General features: G+C 72.0%; 12 protein-coding genes. 10 read left to right on the top strand and 2 right to left on the bottom strand.

Annotated features, from left to right (window positions below):
* Positions 1-114: 114 nt before the first annotated feature.
* The 9 genes from U9R90_RS05815 (at position 115) to U9R90_RS05775 (ending at position 12,616) form a co-directional block, all read left to right on the top strand.
* A complete protein-coding gene (locus U9R90_RS05815; protein ID WP_411055297.1) occupies positions 115-2,538 on the top strand; it encodes an MFS transporter in 2,424 nt (807 codons plus the stop codon).
* Between the two features lie 379 nt (positions 2,539-2,917).
* On the top strand, positions 2,918-5,503 hold the full coding sequence (locus tag U9R90_RS05810) for a SpoIIE family protein phosphatase (protein WP_411055296.1): 2,586 nt from the start codon (positions 2,918-2,920) through the stop codon (positions 5,501-5,503).
* Positions 5,504-5,627: 124 nt separating this feature from the next.
* Positions 5,628-6,353 (top strand): class I SAM-dependent methyltransferase, encoded by a 726-nt coding sequence (locus tag U9R90_RS05805; RefSeq protein WP_411055295.1) that lies wholly within the window; start codon positions 5,628-5,630, stop codon positions 6,351-6,353.
* A 179-nt stretch (positions 6,354-6,532) separates the two neighbouring features.
* Positions 6,533-7,366, top strand: a complete 834-nt coding sequence (locus U9R90_RS05800; RefSeq protein ID WP_411055294.1) for a M55 family metallopeptidase — start codon at positions 6,533-6,535, stop codon at positions 7,364-7,366.
* Positions 7,359-8,675 carry a M20/M25/M40 family metallo-hydrolase gene (locus tag U9R90_RS05795; RefSeq protein WP_411055293.1) on the top strand — a complete coding sequence of 439 codons (1,317 nt, stop codon included), beginning with the start codon at positions 7,359-7,361 and terminating at the stop codon, positions 8,673-8,675. The genes U9R90_RS05800 and U9R90_RS05795 overlap by 8 nt, the downstream gene beginning before the upstream one ends.
* 13 nt (positions 8,676-8,688) lie before the next feature.
* Positions 8,689-10,665, top strand: coding sequence for an LpqB family beta-propeller domain-containing protein (locus U9R90_RS05790; protein WP_411055292.1), 1,977 nt, complete (start codon positions 8,689-8,691; stop codon positions 10,663-10,665).
* Positions 10,662-11,606 carry an LD-carboxypeptidase gene (locus tag U9R90_RS05785; RefSeq protein WP_411055291.1) on the top strand — a complete coding sequence of 315 codons (945 nt, stop codon included), beginning with the start codon at positions 10,662-10,664 and terminating at the stop codon, positions 11,604-11,606. Before U9R90_RS05790 ends, U9R90_RS05785 begins: the two co-directional genes overlap by 4 nt.
* 203 nt (positions 11,607-11,809) lie before the next feature.
* A complete protein-coding gene (locus U9R90_RS05780; protein WP_411055290.1) occupies positions 11,810-11,998 on the top strand; it encodes a hypothetical protein in 189 nt (62 codons plus the stop codon).
* Between the two features lie 69 nt (positions 11,999-12,067).
* Positions 12,068-12,616: a GNAT family N-acetyltransferase gene (locus U9R90_RS05775; protein WP_411055289.1), complete on the top strand. Its 549-nt coding sequence runs from the start codon at positions 12,068-12,070 to the stop codon at positions 12,614-12,616.
* Positions 12,617-12,651: 35 nt separating this feature from the next.
* Here the strand turns inward: U9R90_RS05775 and U9R90_RS05770 are convergent, their stop codons facing one another.
* A complete protein-coding gene (locus tag U9R90_RS05770) occupies positions 12,652-13,005 on the bottom strand; it encodes a VOC family protein (protein WP_411055288.1) in 354 nt (117 codons plus the stop codon).
* Positions 13,006-13,094: 89 nt separating this feature from the next.
* The gene (locus U9R90_RS05765) at positions 13,095-13,661 is read right to left on the bottom strand and encodes a hemerythrin domain-containing protein (RefSeq protein WP_411055287.1); all 567 of its coding nucleotides are present in this window, start codon (positions 13,659-13,661) and stop codon (positions 13,095-13,097) included.
* Between the two features lie 99 nt (positions 13,662-13,760).
* Between U9R90_RS05765 and U9R90_RS05760 the strand changes: the two genes are divergently transcribed.
* A complete protein-coding gene (locus U9R90_RS05760; protein ID WP_411055286.1) occupies positions 13,761-14,243 on the top strand; it encodes a phage holin family protein in 483 nt (160 codons plus the stop codon).
* Positions 14,244-14,247: the final 4 nt, after the last annotated feature.

Below are 14,247 nucleotides of genomic sequence, written 5' to 3'. Positions count from 1 at the left end.
GACTCCCCCTCAGGCCCCGTTCCGTACACGCTCGTCGCGCTTGCTCCCAGTTGTCGCGTAATGCGAGAAATGGGCGGCGCATGGGTGGTGCGGACGCGACGATGGGGAGCTGACGTGGGTGGGACGACGCTGGTGCAGGCCGAGGCCGATAAGGCCGAGCGCACCGATCAGGTCGCGGTAGCCGACGCACCCCCGCCCCCGGCCGGCCCCACGCCTCAGCCGGCCCAGGTGGCCCACGCGCTGAGCCCGCGCCGGGTGCGGCTGGTCTTCGGCGGGCTGATGCTCGCGTTGCTGCTCGCGGCCCTGGAGCAGATGATCGTCGCCACCGCGCTGCCGAAGATCGTGGGGGAGTTGCACGGCCTGGACAAGATGTCCTGGGCGATCACCGCGTATCTGCTGACCTCCACCATCGTCCTGCCCATCTACGGCAAGCTGGGCGACCTCTTCGGGCGCAAGGGCGTCTTCCAGTTCGCGATCGTCGTCTTCGTCATCGGCTCGGCGCTGGCCGGCTGGTCCCGCACCATGGAGCAGCTGATCGCCTCCCGGGCGATCCAGGGCATCGGCGCGGGCGGCCTCTTCATCGGCGTACAGGCGATCATCGCCGACATCGTGCCGCCCCGGGAACGCGGCCGCTACATGGGCGTCATCGGGGCGGCCTTCGGCCTCGCCTCGGTCGCGGGACCGCTGCTCGGCGGCTTCTTCACCGACCACGCCTCCTGGCGCTGGTGCTTCTACTTCAACGTCCCCTTCGGGCTGCTGACCCTGGCGGTCGTCTCCGTCGTACTGAAGCTGCCCAAGCCGACCGCCAAGCCCCGCCTGGACGTTCTGGGCGCGCTGTTGCTGGCCGCCGCGTCAACCTGTGTGGTGTTGCTGACCAGTTGGGGCGGTACGGAGTACGCGTGGGGCGACCGCGTGATCCTCGGGCTCGCCGCGGGCGCCGTCGCCGCCACGCTGCTCTTCCTGCTCGCCGAGCACTTCGCCGCGCAGCCGCTGATCCCGCTGCGGCTGTTCCGTGACTCGACCTTCAACGTCACCAGTCTGATCGGGGCGGTCGTCGGGGTCGGTCTCTTCGGCGCGGTCAGCTACCTGCCGACCTTCCTGCAGATGGTCGACGGGGCGAGCGCTACCGAGTCCGGGCTGCTGATGCTCCCCATGATGGGCGGGATCGTCGGCGCCTCGATCATCTCGGGTCAACTCATCAGCCACACCGGGCACTTCCGGAGCTACCCGATCATCGGCGGGGCCGTCTCGGTCGTCGGCATGTGGCTGCTCTCCCGGCTGGAAGCGGACACCCCGCGGCTGCACTACAGCATCTGGATGGCCGTACTGGGCGTCGGCATCGGCCTGGTGATGCCGGTCCTGATCGTCGCCGTACAGAACGCCGTGCCGCCCGCCGACCTCGGCATCGCCACCAGTGCCAACAACTACTTCCGGCAGATCGGCGGCAGCGTGGGCGCCGCCGTGTTCGGCACGCTCTTCGCCAACCGGCTGGTCGACGCGCTCGGTGACCGGCTCCCGGCCGACGCCGACCTGCCCGACCCCGAGTCGCTCACCCCGACGCTGGTCCACCAGATGCCCGACGCCCTGCGCGACGGCTACATCCAGGCGTACGCCGACGCGATGCCGCGGATCTTCCTCTACCTCGTGCCGGTGCTTCTGCTCGGCCTGCTGATCGCCTTCTTCCTCAAGGAGACCCCCCTGTTGTCCAGCGCAGCGCACCACCCCGCATCCGACGCCGAGCCCGCCGCCGCCATCCCCCGGGCCCGTACGGCGCAGACCGCGGGGGTACCCGTCTGCGGCACCGTCCAGCACTCCGACGGCAGCAGTGTGCCCCGCGCGGCACTCACCCTCATCGATGTCACCGGGGAGCAGATCGGCCGGGGCGCCAGCGGCGAGGACGGCCGCTACGCCCTGTCGACGCCGGGCTCCGGCAGCTACGTACTGATCGCGGCCGCGGGCGGACACCAGCCGCAGGCCGTCTCGGTCACCGTCGGCGAGCGCCCGGTGGAACTGGACGTGGTGCTCGGCGGCGCCGGCCGCCTCGCGGGCCAGGTGGTCACCGCGGACGGCTCACCGGTCAGGGGCGCGGCGGTGACCCTCACCGACGTACGCGGCGAGGTGGTCGCCAGCACCCGCAGCGGACGCGAAGGGGGCTATGTCATCTCCGACTTGGTGGCCGGTGAGTACACCCTGGCCGGGAGCGCGCCCGCCTTCCGCCCGGCCGCGCTGCCGGTGAGCGTCCAGGCGTCCCGCGGGACCCGCCAGGACGTCGAACTCGCGGGCGGCGCCGTGCTGCGCGGCACTGTGCGGGCCGGTGGCGGCCGCGCGGTGGAGGACGCGCGCGTGACGCTTCTGGACGCGGCGGGCAATGTGATGGACACCCTCACCACCGGGCCCGACGGCACCTTCCGCTTCGTCGACCTGTCCTCCGGTGAGTACACGGTGATCGCGGCCGGATACCCGCCGGTGGCGACCGTGCTCCAGGTCGCCGGAGGCGGGCGCACGGAGCGAGACCTGCAGCTGGGACACGAGGACTGAGCTAGGGCCTGTCTGACAATTCCCGTCTGCCTCGCGACGCCATGCACGCGCCCCCAAGCTCTCGGCTGCGCTCGAGCAGGGAGGGACCCCCTTCGCCGCACCGGGCGCAGACCCAAGTACGTCCAGTACGAGGGTCTACACCCGGCACGCCGAGAGCACGCACCTCGGTGACGTCAGCTGCTGGCGCAGCGGGCGCGAGGCCGCCCTCCGGGCGACGACGGGAATTGTCAGACAGGCCCTAGGGGGCGCCACCGGGGCGCGCCCCGGGGCGCGCGGGCGATCGCCAATTAGCGCGTTGCCGCACATGGCAACCCGCGCTGGTCGTACCGTGGTTGTGGTGGCGCGGATCTTGCGCCGCCGCGGGAAGGAGCCCAGTCCAATGGAGCGTGGCACTCCACAGGGACCGACCGCACCGGCCGGCCGCATTCCGCTGGCCGTGGTCGTGGTGGACGACGCGGGCCTGGTGTCGCACTGGAGCGCCGGTGCGCGCAGGCTCTTCGGCCATGCCCGGGAGGAGGCCGTGGGGCGGGCGGCCGTCGATCTGCTGCCGGTCTCCGGCGCACTGCCCGACGCCGACGCGGAGCAACCCCGGGCGGCGTACGAGGACTACGGCGCGTACCAGGACTACGGCGCGCAGGACGAGCATCGGGCGTACGGCGAGGATCGGGCGTACGGCGAACGCGGTGCGTACGGCGAGCGAGGTGCGTACGGCGATCTCGGCGGTCCCGAGCTGGAAGCCTCGTTGGACGGCCAGACGCCCTACCCGGCAGCCGGACGGGCCCGCCTCTCGGTGCCGGGGCGCGGCCGGGTCGACGTCCTGTGGTGGGCCTACCCGCTCATCGGCCCAGGGCCCGAGCGCCTCCTGGTGCTCGCGGCGGACGCGGACCGGCTCGACGGCCAGGATGCCGACGCCCCCGCCGCCGGGGCACAGGAGCGCATCGCGCCCGGCTTCGCGCTGCACACCGAGTTCCCCGGCGCCGACGACCTGGCGCGTAGGCTGCCCGAGATCCTGCCCAGTATGAGCGTCGGCGAGGGCTCGCGGATCGTGTCCCAGGTGCTGGAACTGGGCTATCCGGTCCTGGAGTTCAGCCAGCAGGACCGGGTGCCGGTGACCCCCGACTGGGGCGTGCCCCGGCGCGCCGAGCGGCTGGCACGGCGGCAGCGCGCGGCACGGGCGGCGGCCATGGGACTGCCCCTCGTACGGGAGAGCGGCCCGGACGGCGACCACACTGGCGAGGACGCCGAGTACGCCGAGGACCTCGAATACGCCGCTGTGCGCGAGCGTCTGGAGTTCCTCAACGAAGTCAGCGGGCGGATCGGCTCCTCGCTCGATCTGTCCCGGACGATCATCGAGGTCAGCCGGGCCGTCGTGCCGCGCTTCACCGACGTCGCCGGGACATATCTGCGCGAACAGGTCGTCGCGGGCGAGGGTTTCCCCGAAGGCCCGCCGGACGCCACCACCATGTGGCACCGGGTTGCCTTGGAGCACACCGACGAACCGGGACGCTGGGACGATGTCGTCCCGGTCGGCGAGTCCATGCCGTTCCCGGTGCACACCCCGTTCTTCCAGTGCATGACCACCGGGGAGCCGGTGCTCGTACCGCGGATCAGCGAGGAGATGGGCACCGCGATCGCCGCGCAGTTCGAGAAGCGCGACATCCGGCCGCTGATCACCAACCGCTCGATGCTGGTCGTCCCGCTCAAGGCGCGCAATGTCGTGCTCGGCTTCATGATCCTGCTGCGCCACCCCGAGCGGCGCCTGTTCAACGACATGGACCGTGTCACCGGCGCCGAACTCGCCGCCCGCGCCGGGCTCGTGCTGGACAACGCGCGCATGTACACCTACCAGGAGAGCGTCGCCGAGACCCTCCAGGACTCCATGCTGCCGCACATCGCACCCCGGATGTCCGGCTGCGACATCGCCACCCGCTACCTGCCGGGCACCTTGCTCGGCCGGGTCGGCGGCGACTGGTTCGACTCCGTCAAGCTGCCCGGATCGCGGACCGCCCTGGTCGTCGGTGACGTCATGGGCCACGGTCTCAACTCGGCCGCGATGATGGGCCAGTTGCGTACGGCCGTGCAGACCATGGCGGCCCTCGACCTGCCGCCCGCGCAACTCCTGCGCAACCTGGACGACCTGGCCCAGCGGCTCGGCGAGCAGTATCTGGCGACCTGTCTGTACGCGGTGTACGACCCGATCGCCGGCGAGCTCGAGATCGCCAACGCCGGTCATATCCCGCCGGTCGTGGTTCGTGCCGACGACGGCCGCAGCGAGCTCCTCGACCTGCCGACCGGCGCGCCGATAGGGGTGGGCGGTGTGCCCTTCGAGTCGGTACGGGTCCCGGTCGCACCCGGCGACCGGCTGGTGATGTGCACCGACGGCCTGGTCGAGGTGCGCGGCGCGGACATCGGCGTGGGCCTGGCCACGCTGTGCGAGTCCGCGGCCCACCCCGCGGCCTCCATGGACGACGCCTGCGACACCATCATCCGTGCCCTGGCCGCGACGTTCTCGGCGGCGGGCCATGGCGACCGCAAGGACGATGTCGCCCTGCTGATGGCCCGGCTGAACGGCATCGCACCTCGGGACGTGGCGAGTTGGCGGCTCACGCCCGACCCGCGGGAGGTGCGCGAGGCGCGCTTGCTGGTCCGTGAGCAGCTGCGGTCCTGGGGGCTGTCCGAAGACCTGGCGCAGACCGCGCGACTGCTCGCCGGTGAGCTGGTCACCAACGCCGTACGGCACACCCGGAGCTGTCAGATCCAACTGCGCCTGGTGCGTACCGATGTGCTGCTCTGCGAGGTGGAGGACGAGGACCACACGCTGCCGACGCTGCGCAGCGCCGGGCCCACCGACGACGCCGGGCGCGGCCTGCGGATGGTGAGCGGCTTCGCCAGGGAGTGGGGCACCAACCGCACGGGTAGGGGCAAGTCGGTGTGGTTCGAGTTGCCGTTGTCCAGGGGGAGTTGACGCCCGGGAGGCGCGTCTTGGCGCACGCGTATCGAACGATCAGTGAAGGTATGCGTCGCCTGCTTGTCCGGACAACCCAGGCGCGATAGACCGATCTTTACGGTCACAACCTGGGGAGCTGGTCATGAGCGCGACGCGTCGGTACAAGGACGCCTGGGAAGCCTTCTGGAGCGAGGCATCCGACGAACAGGGATCCGTCTTCTGGGACGCGGAGCCCGCCCTCACCGCGGGACTCCATCTCGCGCTCTTCGAGCCGCACATGGCGGCCATCGGCCTTCCGCTGATCGACCTCGGCTGCGGCAACGGCACCCAGACGCGCTTCCTCGCCGACCGTTTCCGGCATGTCGTGGGCGCTGACCTGTCGGCCGAGGCACTGGAACACGCCCGGCAGGCCGACCCTGCGGGGCAGGCCGAGTACCGGCAGCTCGACGCCACCGACAAGGGCGAGATCGAGCAGCTGCACGCGGAGCTGGGTGACTCCAACGTCTATATGCGCGGGGTACTCCATCAGTGCGAGCCCGAGGGCCGCCAGCCGCTCGCCGATGACATCGCGACCCTGGTGGGCGAGCGCGGCCGGGCCTGCGTGGTCGAGCCGTGCCAGGCCGCAGGACCGCTGCTGATGGGCCTGGCGCAGAGCCCCGACGGCCCGCCGCCGAAGATGGAGCCGGTGCTGCGGCACGGCATCGCTCCGCTGGAGGTGTCGGACGCGGAGATCCTGGAGATCTTCCGGAGCGCGGGCCTTGAGATCCTGGCGAGCGGCGAGCTGCCGCTGACCACCACCGACTACGCCCCCGACGGCTCCCGGATCGAACTGCCGTCGCGGTGGCTGGTCGTGGGCCGTCCGGGCTAGGGTCTGTCCGCCGGACAGGCCCTGAAGCGGGCCTGCCGGGGGCAAATGCGGGCCGGGGCGGGTCGAACCTTCGTCCAAGTGGCTGGTCGGAGAGGTGGCGGTGGCATCACTGGTCTACTCCAGTGAGAGTTATCCACAGGCCTGGTCCAGCTGTTCGGCGACGCGTACGGTTTCGTTCCATGAAGATCCTCATCAGCGCCGACATGGAGGGCGCCACGGGCGTGACCTGGCCCGCCGATGTGCTCCCCGGCACCTCGCAGTGGGAGCGCTGCCGTTCGATGTTCACCTCCGATGTGAACGCGGCGGTGCGCGGCTTCTTCGACGGTGGCGCCGATGAGGTGCTCATCAACGAAGCGCACTGGACCATGCGCAATCTGCTGCTCGAACACCTCGACGAACGGGCCGAGATGCTCACCGGGCGCCACAAGTCCCTGAGCATGGTCGAAGGCGTCCAGCACGGCGACGTGGACGGTATCGCCTTCGTCGGCTACCACGCGGGCGCGGGCATGGAGGGGGTGCTCGCGCACACCTATCTCGCCAACTCCATCACCGGTGTCTGGGTCAACGACATACGGGCCAGCGAGGGCCTGCTGAACGCTCATGTGGTTGCCGAGTACGGTGTACCGGTGCTGCTGGTCACCGGTGACGACCTCGCGTGCGAGGACGCGCTCGGGTACGCGCCCGAGGCGCGCAAGGTCGCGGTCAAGGACCATGTCTCGCGGTACGCGGCCGTCTGCCGGACCCCCGCGCGCACGGCCGCCGAGATCAGGGCCGCGGCCAAGGAGGCCACTTCGCTGGCCAGGCGGTACGAGCCGGTGCGCGGCGGGCCCTTCACCGTGGCGCTCGAGTTCGACGCCGAGCACCTGTCCCTGGCGGCCACGGTCGTTCCGGGCGTGGCGCGCACGGGGGAGCGGAAGGTCGCGTACACCAGCGACACGATGTACGAGGGCATTCGCACGTTCAAGGCGGTCACCACGATCGTGTCCGCCGCGGTGGAGGAGCAGTATGGCTGACGGACAGGCACTTGAAGAGGTCGTACGGTTCACCTCGGACCTGATCCGGATCGACACGACCAACCGCGGGGGCGGCGACTGCCGTGAGCGCCCCGCCGCCGAGTACGCCGCCGAGCAGCTGGCCGGGGCCGGGCTCACCCCCACCCTCCTGGAGCGCACCCCGGGGCGGACGAACGTGGTGGCGCGGATCGAAGGCACCGACCCGTCGGCCGACGCGCTGCTGGTGCACGGTCATCTGGACGTGGTCCCCGCCGAGGCCGCCGACTGGCAGGTGGACCCCTTCTCCGGGGAGATCCGCGACGGCGTGGTCTGGGGGCGCGGCGCCGTCGACATGAAGAACATGGACGCGATGATCCTCGCGGTCGTACGGTCCTGGGCGCGCGGCGGCGTACGCCCCAGGCGCGATGTGGTGATCGCCTTCACCGCGGACGAGGAGGCCAGCGCCGAGGACGGCTCCGGGTTCCTCGCCGACCGGCACCCGGACCTCTTCGAGGGCTGCACCGAAGGCATCAGCGAGTCCGGCGCCTTCACCTTCCACGCGGGCCCCGGCATGGTGCTCTATCCGATCGCGGCGGGGGAGCGCGGCACCGGCTGGCTCAAGCTCACCGCGCGCGGCAGGGCGGGGCACGGCTCCAAGGTCAACCGCGCCAACGCGGTGAGCAGGCTGGCCGGGGCGATCGCACGGATCGGCGAGCACGAGTGGCCGGCGCGACTGACCCCGACCGTCAAGGCCGCGCTGCGCGAACTCGCCGCGCTGCACGGCGTCGAGGCGCCGGTGGACGCCCCGGACTTCGACGTGGACGCCCTGCTCGCCAAGCTGGGCCCGGCGGCCGCGCTGGTCGAGCCGACCGTACGGGGCAGCGCCAACCCCACGATGCTGCAGGCCGGCTACAAGATCAACGTGGTTCCGGGGGAAGCGGTGGCCTATGTCGACGGCCGGTATCTGCCCGGCGGCGAGGAGGAGTTCGCCGACACCCTCGACCGGCTCACCGGGCCCGACGTGGAGTGGGAGTTCCACCACCACGAGGTCGCGCTCCAGTCGCCGGTCGACACCGCGACGTACGCCAAGATGCGCGCGGCCGTCGAGGAGTTCGCACCGGAGGGGCATGTCGTGCCGTACTGCATGGCGGGCGGCACCGACGCCAAGCAGTTCTCCCGGCTCGGCATCACCGGCTACGGCTTCTCACCGCTGAAGCTGCCCGAGGACTTCGACTACTGGGCCCTCTTTCACGGCGTCGACGAGCGGGTGCCCGTCGACGCGCTGCACTTCGGCACCAAGGTGCTCGACCGCTATCTGCGCACGGCCTAGGGGAGTGGGGGACATGGTACGGACGCTGCCGTACGGAGCCTGGACGTCACCGATCGACGCGGCCCTGGCCGCCTCGCACGACGGCCGCCCCGAGTATGTGGGCTTCGTCGGCGACGAGGTGTGGTGGACCGAGCCGCGCCCCACGGAGGGCGGACGGCGCGCCCTGGTGCGCAGGACCGGCGAGGGCGAGCGGTCGGTGCTGCCCGCCCCGTGGAACGTGCGCAGCAGGGTCATCGAGTACGGCGGCCAGCCGTGGGCTGGAGCCGCGCGACCCGACGGCCCGCTGGTGGTGTTCGTCGACTTCGCCGACCAGCGGCTGTACGCCTACGAGCCGGACACCCCCGGCGCCGCGCCCCGGCCGCTCACACCGCTCTCGCCGGTCGGTGACGGCCTGCGCTGGGCCGACCCGCAGATCCACCTCGACCGGGGCGAAGTGTGGTGTGTCCTGGAGGAGTTCACCGGCAGCGGGCCGAGCGAGGTGCGCCGGGTCGTGGCCGCAGTGCCGCTGGACGGCTCCGCCGCCGACGAACGCTCGGCCGTGCGGGAACTGTCCGACGGACGGCACCGGTTCGTGACCGGCGCCCGGCTCTCGCCGGACGGGCGGCGCGCGGCCTGGGTCGCCTGGGACCACCCGCGCATGCCGTGGGACGGCACCGAGCTGATCCTCGCCGATGTCGGCGCGGACGGGCTGCTGCGCCAGGCGTGGACCCTCGCCGGAGGCGAGGACGAGTCGATCGTCCAGGCTGAATGGGCGCCGGACGGCACGCTGTTGTTCGCCTCGGACCGCAGCGGCTGGTGGAACCTGTACCGCGCCGACCCGCACCGGGGCACCGTCGCGCTCTGCCCGCGCGACGAGGAGTTCGCCGGGCCGCTGTGGAAGATCGGCCAGCGCTGGTTCACGCCGCTGGCGAGCGGGCTGATCGCCGTGGTGCACGGCATCGGCGCCACCGGGCTCGGCATCCTGGACCCGGAGAGCAGCGAGGTCGTCGACACGGCAGGGCCCTGGACGGAGTGGGCCCCGACCCTGGCCGCGCACGGCTCCCGGGTGGTCGGTGTCGCGGCCAGCCCGCGCAGCGCGTACGAGGTGGTGGAGCTGGACACCGCCACCGGTCACGCCCGGGTGATCGGCGCCGAACACGACGACCCAGTGGACCCCTCGTACTACCCGGAACCGCAGATCCGCACCTTCGCAGGCCCCGCCGGGCGCGAGATCCACGCGCACATCTACCCGCCGCACAACCCCGGCCACCGGGCGCCCGACGCCGAACTGCCGCCGTATGTGGTCTGGGCGCACGGCGGACCCACCGGGCACGCCCCGCTCGTCCTGGACCTGGAGATCGCCTACTTCACCTCGCGCGGCATCGGCGTCGCCGAGGTCAACTACGGAGGCTCGACCGGATACGGCCGCGCCTACCGCGACCGGCTGCGCGAACAGTGGGGCGTCGTCGACGTCGAGGACTGCGCGGCCGTCGCGCTGGCCCTGGCCGACGAGGGCACCGCCGACCGGGCCAGGCTCGCGATCCGCGGCGGCAGCGCCGGCGGCTGGACCGCGGCCGCCTCACTCGCCACCACCGATGTCTACGCCTGCGGCACCGTGCAGTACCCGATCCTCGACCTCACCAGCTGGGGGACGGGTGAGACCCATGACTTCGAGTCGCAGTACCTGCACTCGCTGGTCGGGCCGATCGACGAGGTGCCGGGCCGCTACCGAGAGCGCTCACCCATCGAGCACGCCGAGCGGATCACCGCGCCGTTCCTGCTGCTCCAGGGCCTGGACGACGTCATCTGCCCGCCCGCCCAGTGCGAGCGGTTCCTCGCCAAGATGGCCGGGCGCCGGGTACCGCACGCCTATATCGCCTTCGAGGGCGAGAGCCACGGCTTCCGGCGCGCGGACACGGTGATCCGCTGTCTGGAGTCCGAACTCTCGCTGTACGCACAGACCTTCGGCATCACCCCGCCCGGTATCCCGACGCTGGAGCTCAGCAAATGACCCCGCCCCAGCCGCCACCCGTACGGCCGCTCACCCGGCCCCGTCGGCTGGCCGCGGGCGACCGGGTGGCCGTGGTCGCCCCCTGCGGGCCGGTAGCCGAGTGCCGGCTCCAGGCGGGGCTCGATGTGCTGCGCGGCTGGGACCTGGAGCCGGTCCTCACCCCCCATCTGCTCGACGAGCACCCCGAGTTCGGCTATCTGGCGGGCACGGACACCGACCGCGCCCGCGATCTGCAAGACGCGTGGTGCGACCCCGCGGTCGCGGCCGTGTTCTGCGCCCGTGGCGGCTACGGCTCCCAGCGCATGGTCGACCTGCTGGACTGGGACGCGATACGGGCGGCGGGGCCGAAGGTCTTCCTCGGCTTCAGCGACGTGACCGCCCTGCATGAGGCGTTCGCGGTGCGCGCGGGCCTGGCCACGCTCCACGGACCGATGGTCGCGGGCACCGACCTGGCCAAGCAGACCCGCTCCCAGGATCAGCTGCGCGCCACCCTCTTCGCACCCGAGACGGTCCGGACGATCGAGGGCGGCCGGACGCTGGTCCCCGGCCGGGCGGCGGGTGTCACCTTCGGCGGCTGCCTCCCGCTGCTCGCCGCCGAACTCTGCACCCCGCATGCCAGGCCGTCGGCGCGGGGCGGGCTGCTCTGCCTGGAGGACGTCGGCGAGGAGCCGTATCGCATCGACCGCGCGCTCACCCACCTCCTGCGTTCCGGCCTGCTGGACGGTGTGGCCGGGATCGTGCTCGGCTCCTGGGCGGAGTGCGGACCGTATGCGGAGGTGCGTGCCGTGCTGCTCGACCGGCTCGGGGGGCTTGGGGTGCCGGTGGTGGAAGAGCTCGGGTTCGGGCACTGCGAGGGTGCGCTGACCGTGCCGCTCGGGATACCCGCGGTCCTGGACGCGGACCGGGGCACGCTCACCTGCGAGGTACCGGCGCTGCGGTAGGCGCGGGCGCCCACGGCGGATCCGTCACCCGTACGGCCGCCCGCCGTGCGGGAACCGCGAACGGCTGCCCATCCTGGTCCCAGGGGCGGACGCCGTACCTCCGAGGGAAGGGTCTTCACATGAGCGCGGCCAAAGGCTCGTCCAGTGGCGGAGGCAGAACGGGATCGTCCGGGCGCGGAGGCGGCGGCAGAGTGCGCGAGCTGATGACGCCCGGTCGCCTGACCGTCGCGGCCCTCGGCGTGCTCGGCCTCATCTTCATCTTCGAGAACACCCGCCACACCAAGATCCGGCTGCTGATCCCCGAGGTGACCCTGCCGCTGTGGGTGGCGCTGCTCAGCACAGCGGTGATCGGAGCCGTATGCGGGGCCTACTTCGTCAAGCGACGCCAATGACGTCAACGACGCCAAGAGCGACGCCGACGCCGACGGCGCGTGGTCCCGACCCACCGGTACCGTGCGGGCATGATCCACGACGTCACCTACCTCGCCGAAGGGTCCCGTGTCGGCATACGGGCGCTGACCCACGCCGACGGTGAGGCCTTCACCGCCCGCGCCCGCGAGAGCCGGGAACTGCACCGCCCCTGGCTCTTCCCGCCGTTGAGCGCCGAGGAGTACGCGGTCTTCGCGGACCGGCTGATCGGGAACGAGATCAGGGCGGGGTTCGTCGTCTGCGAGCGGGACACGGGGGAGCTGGCGGGGTTCATCAACATCGGCAACATCGTCCGGGGCGCCTTCCTGAGCGGCACCCTGGGCTACGGCGCGTTCGCGCACGCGGTGGGCCGCGGGCTGATGACCGAGGGGCTCGCCCTGCTCGTCCGGTACGCCTTCGGGCCGCCGCTCGGCCTGCACCGCCTGGAGATCAACGTCCAGCCGGGCAACACGCCATCCATCGCGCTCGCCCGCCGCTGCGGTTTCCGCCTCGAAGGCTTCTCGCCGGACTTCCTCTACATCGACGGCGCCTGGCGCGACCACGAACGCTGGGCGCTGACCCGCGAGCTGCTGCCCGGCTGACGGCTGGGCCTGTCCGGCAGATCAGGGCCTAAGCCTCAGGGCGTGGCCTGTCGGTCCACGTACTCGAAGACCGAACCGTCCGGGTGGACCGCGATCAGGTTCCGGCCCGCAGGGGTCGGTACCGGGCCCGCGATGATCCGCGCGCCGGACGCGCTGAGCACCGCGTGTGCCTCGTCGACGTTCTGCACCGCGATGGTCGCCGCGACCTTGCGCAGGACGACGAGCTCGGCCGCGGGACCGCTCATCAGCAGGAAGCAGCCGACGGCGGCGACGGACACACCGCCGCGCTCGAAGCGGAGCGCCTTGCTGCCCGAGAGGCGTTCGTAGAACGCGACCGAAGCGTCCAGGTCATCGACGCATACACGCAGCGTGGTACCCAGGATCTCCATGCGGAGAAGCCTAGTTGGCCGCGGGGCAGGGTGTGATCGTTTCGCTGGAACGCGGCGGCGTAGCGCGGCCCGGCCGGGCCGCGCGAGTGTCAGCCCTCGTCAGTCGGCCTCTTCCTGGCCGCGCGTATCGCGTCCCGGGTCCGGTCGGCGATCGCTGCGAAGGGGCCGGCCACCAGGTGCTTCGCAGGGGTGTCCAGGCCCGGGTGCGGCCGTGTCGGCGCGACGGCCTCGGCGGCCTTGACCGCGGTGGCCAGGTTTTCGAGCTTCGCGCGGTCCGCGTGGTTCTGCAGGTGCGCGAGCTCGTGCCGCTCCTCGGCGTCGGCGTGGGCGAGTACGTCCTGCCGTAGCGCGGCGAACAGGTCGAGGAACTCCGGGGAGTCGGTGTCCTTGTCCTCCAGCTCCACCAGGGCCCGCTTGACCTTCTCCTCCTCGGCGACCCGGTCGTTCACGACCGCCTCGCCGCCTTCGAGGTTCTTGCGGGCGAAGGGGTGGACGATCTCCGCCTCGGCCGTCTCATGGACGGCGAGCAGCCGTACGAGTTCCTGGAAGGCGCTCTGGCGCTCGTCGCCCTTGGTCGCCGGTACCTGGTCGAGCAGTGCGCGAATCGCCGTGTGCTGCTCCTTGAGCAGCGTCACCACGTCCTTGGTCTCCGGCATGGAAGCCTCCATATCGGTGGGGAGCATCGGTGCGTGGAGCCGTCCGAGTACCCCTGCTGGGCGGCGTTACGCCCACGAGTGGCCGGGTACCCGGCCCGCATGGACCGCATGGAGAACCTGAGCAAGGAACTTTCCGACGACATCGCGCGGATCGTCCGGGAGGCCCTGCGGGACGAACTCCGCGAACAGACCCGCGAGCGGCGCCGCAGCCTCAGGCTGCACGCCGTCTCGGCCGCCACCGCGCTGTACGCGGGCGCGGCTCTCGTGCTCGGCCTGGGTCTTGTGCTCGCTCTGGGCGTCCCCGACTGGGGCGCCGCGCTGATCACGGGCGCGTTGCTCGCCCTGGCGGCCTATGCGCTGCGGCGGGCCGCCCGCCCAGGGCACACGCCGCACGCCGTCGCGGGCGACCCGTACGCCGCGGCCGACGGGGCGAGGGACCCTCGCGCACCGGGAGCGCCGCCCAGTGTCGACCCCGGAGGCCCGGGCGCCCCGCTCGTACCCCCGCCCATACCCCCGGTCGTGCCGCCCGGCATGCCCGGCACCACGGAGCAGCCCTTCCCGCCCCAGCGCCCCGACCGGTGATCGG

Source organism: Streptomyces sp. E11-3 (genome assembly GCF_046540415.1).
Taxonomy (GTDB): Bacteria; Actinomycetota; Actinomycetes; order Streptomycetales; family Streptomycetaceae; genus Streptomyces.
Note: the sequence above shows the minus strand (reverse complement) of the source record. Positions and strands in the feature narration are given on the sequence as shown.

Excerpts from the sequence above, each read along its gene's own strand:
- U9R90_RS05810 (WP_411055296.1), top strand. The coding sequence starts at position 2,918 with ATGGAGCGTGGCACTCCACAGGGACCGACCGCACCGGCCGGCCGCATT.
- U9R90_RS05805 (WP_411055295.1), top strand. The coding sequence starts at position 5,628 with ATGAGCGCGACGCGTCGGTACAAGGACGCCTGGGAAGCCTTCTGGAGC.
- U9R90_RS05800 (WP_411055294.1), top strand. The coding sequence starts at position 6,533 with ATGAAGATCCTCATCAGCGCCGACATGGAGGGCGCCACGGGCGTGACC.
- U9R90_RS05795 (WP_411055293.1), top strand. The coding sequence starts at position 7,359 with ATGGCTGACGGACAGGCACTTGAAGAGGTCGTACGGTTCACCTCGGAC.
- U9R90_RS05790 (WP_411055292.1), top strand. The coding sequence starts at position 8,689 with ATGGTACGGACGCTGCCGTACGGAGCCTGGACGTCACCGATCGACGCG.
- U9R90_RS05785 (WP_411055291.1), top strand. The coding sequence starts at position 10,662 with ATGACCCCGCCCCAGCCGCCACCCGTACGGCCGCTCACCCGGCCCCGT.
- U9R90_RS05780 (WP_411055290.1), top strand. The coding sequence starts at position 11,810 with ATGACGCCCGGTCGCCTGACCGTCGCGGCCCTCGGCGTGCTCGGCCTC.
- U9R90_RS05775 (WP_411055289.1), top strand. The coding sequence starts at position 12,068 with ATGATCCACGACGTCACCTACCTCGCCGAAGGGTCCCGTGTCGGCATA.
- U9R90_RS05770 (WP_411055288.1), bottom strand. The coding sequence starts at position 13,005 with ATGGAGATCCTGGGTACCACGCTGCGTGTATGCGTCGATGACCTGGAC.
- U9R90_RS05765 (WP_411055287.1), bottom strand. The coding sequence starts at position 13,661 with ATGCCGGAGACCAAGGACGTGGTGACGCTGCTCAAGGAGCAGCACACG.
- U9R90_RS05760 (WP_411055286.1), top strand. The coding sequence starts at position 13,761 with ATGGACCGCATGGAGAACCTGAGCAAGGAACTTTCCGACGACATCGCG.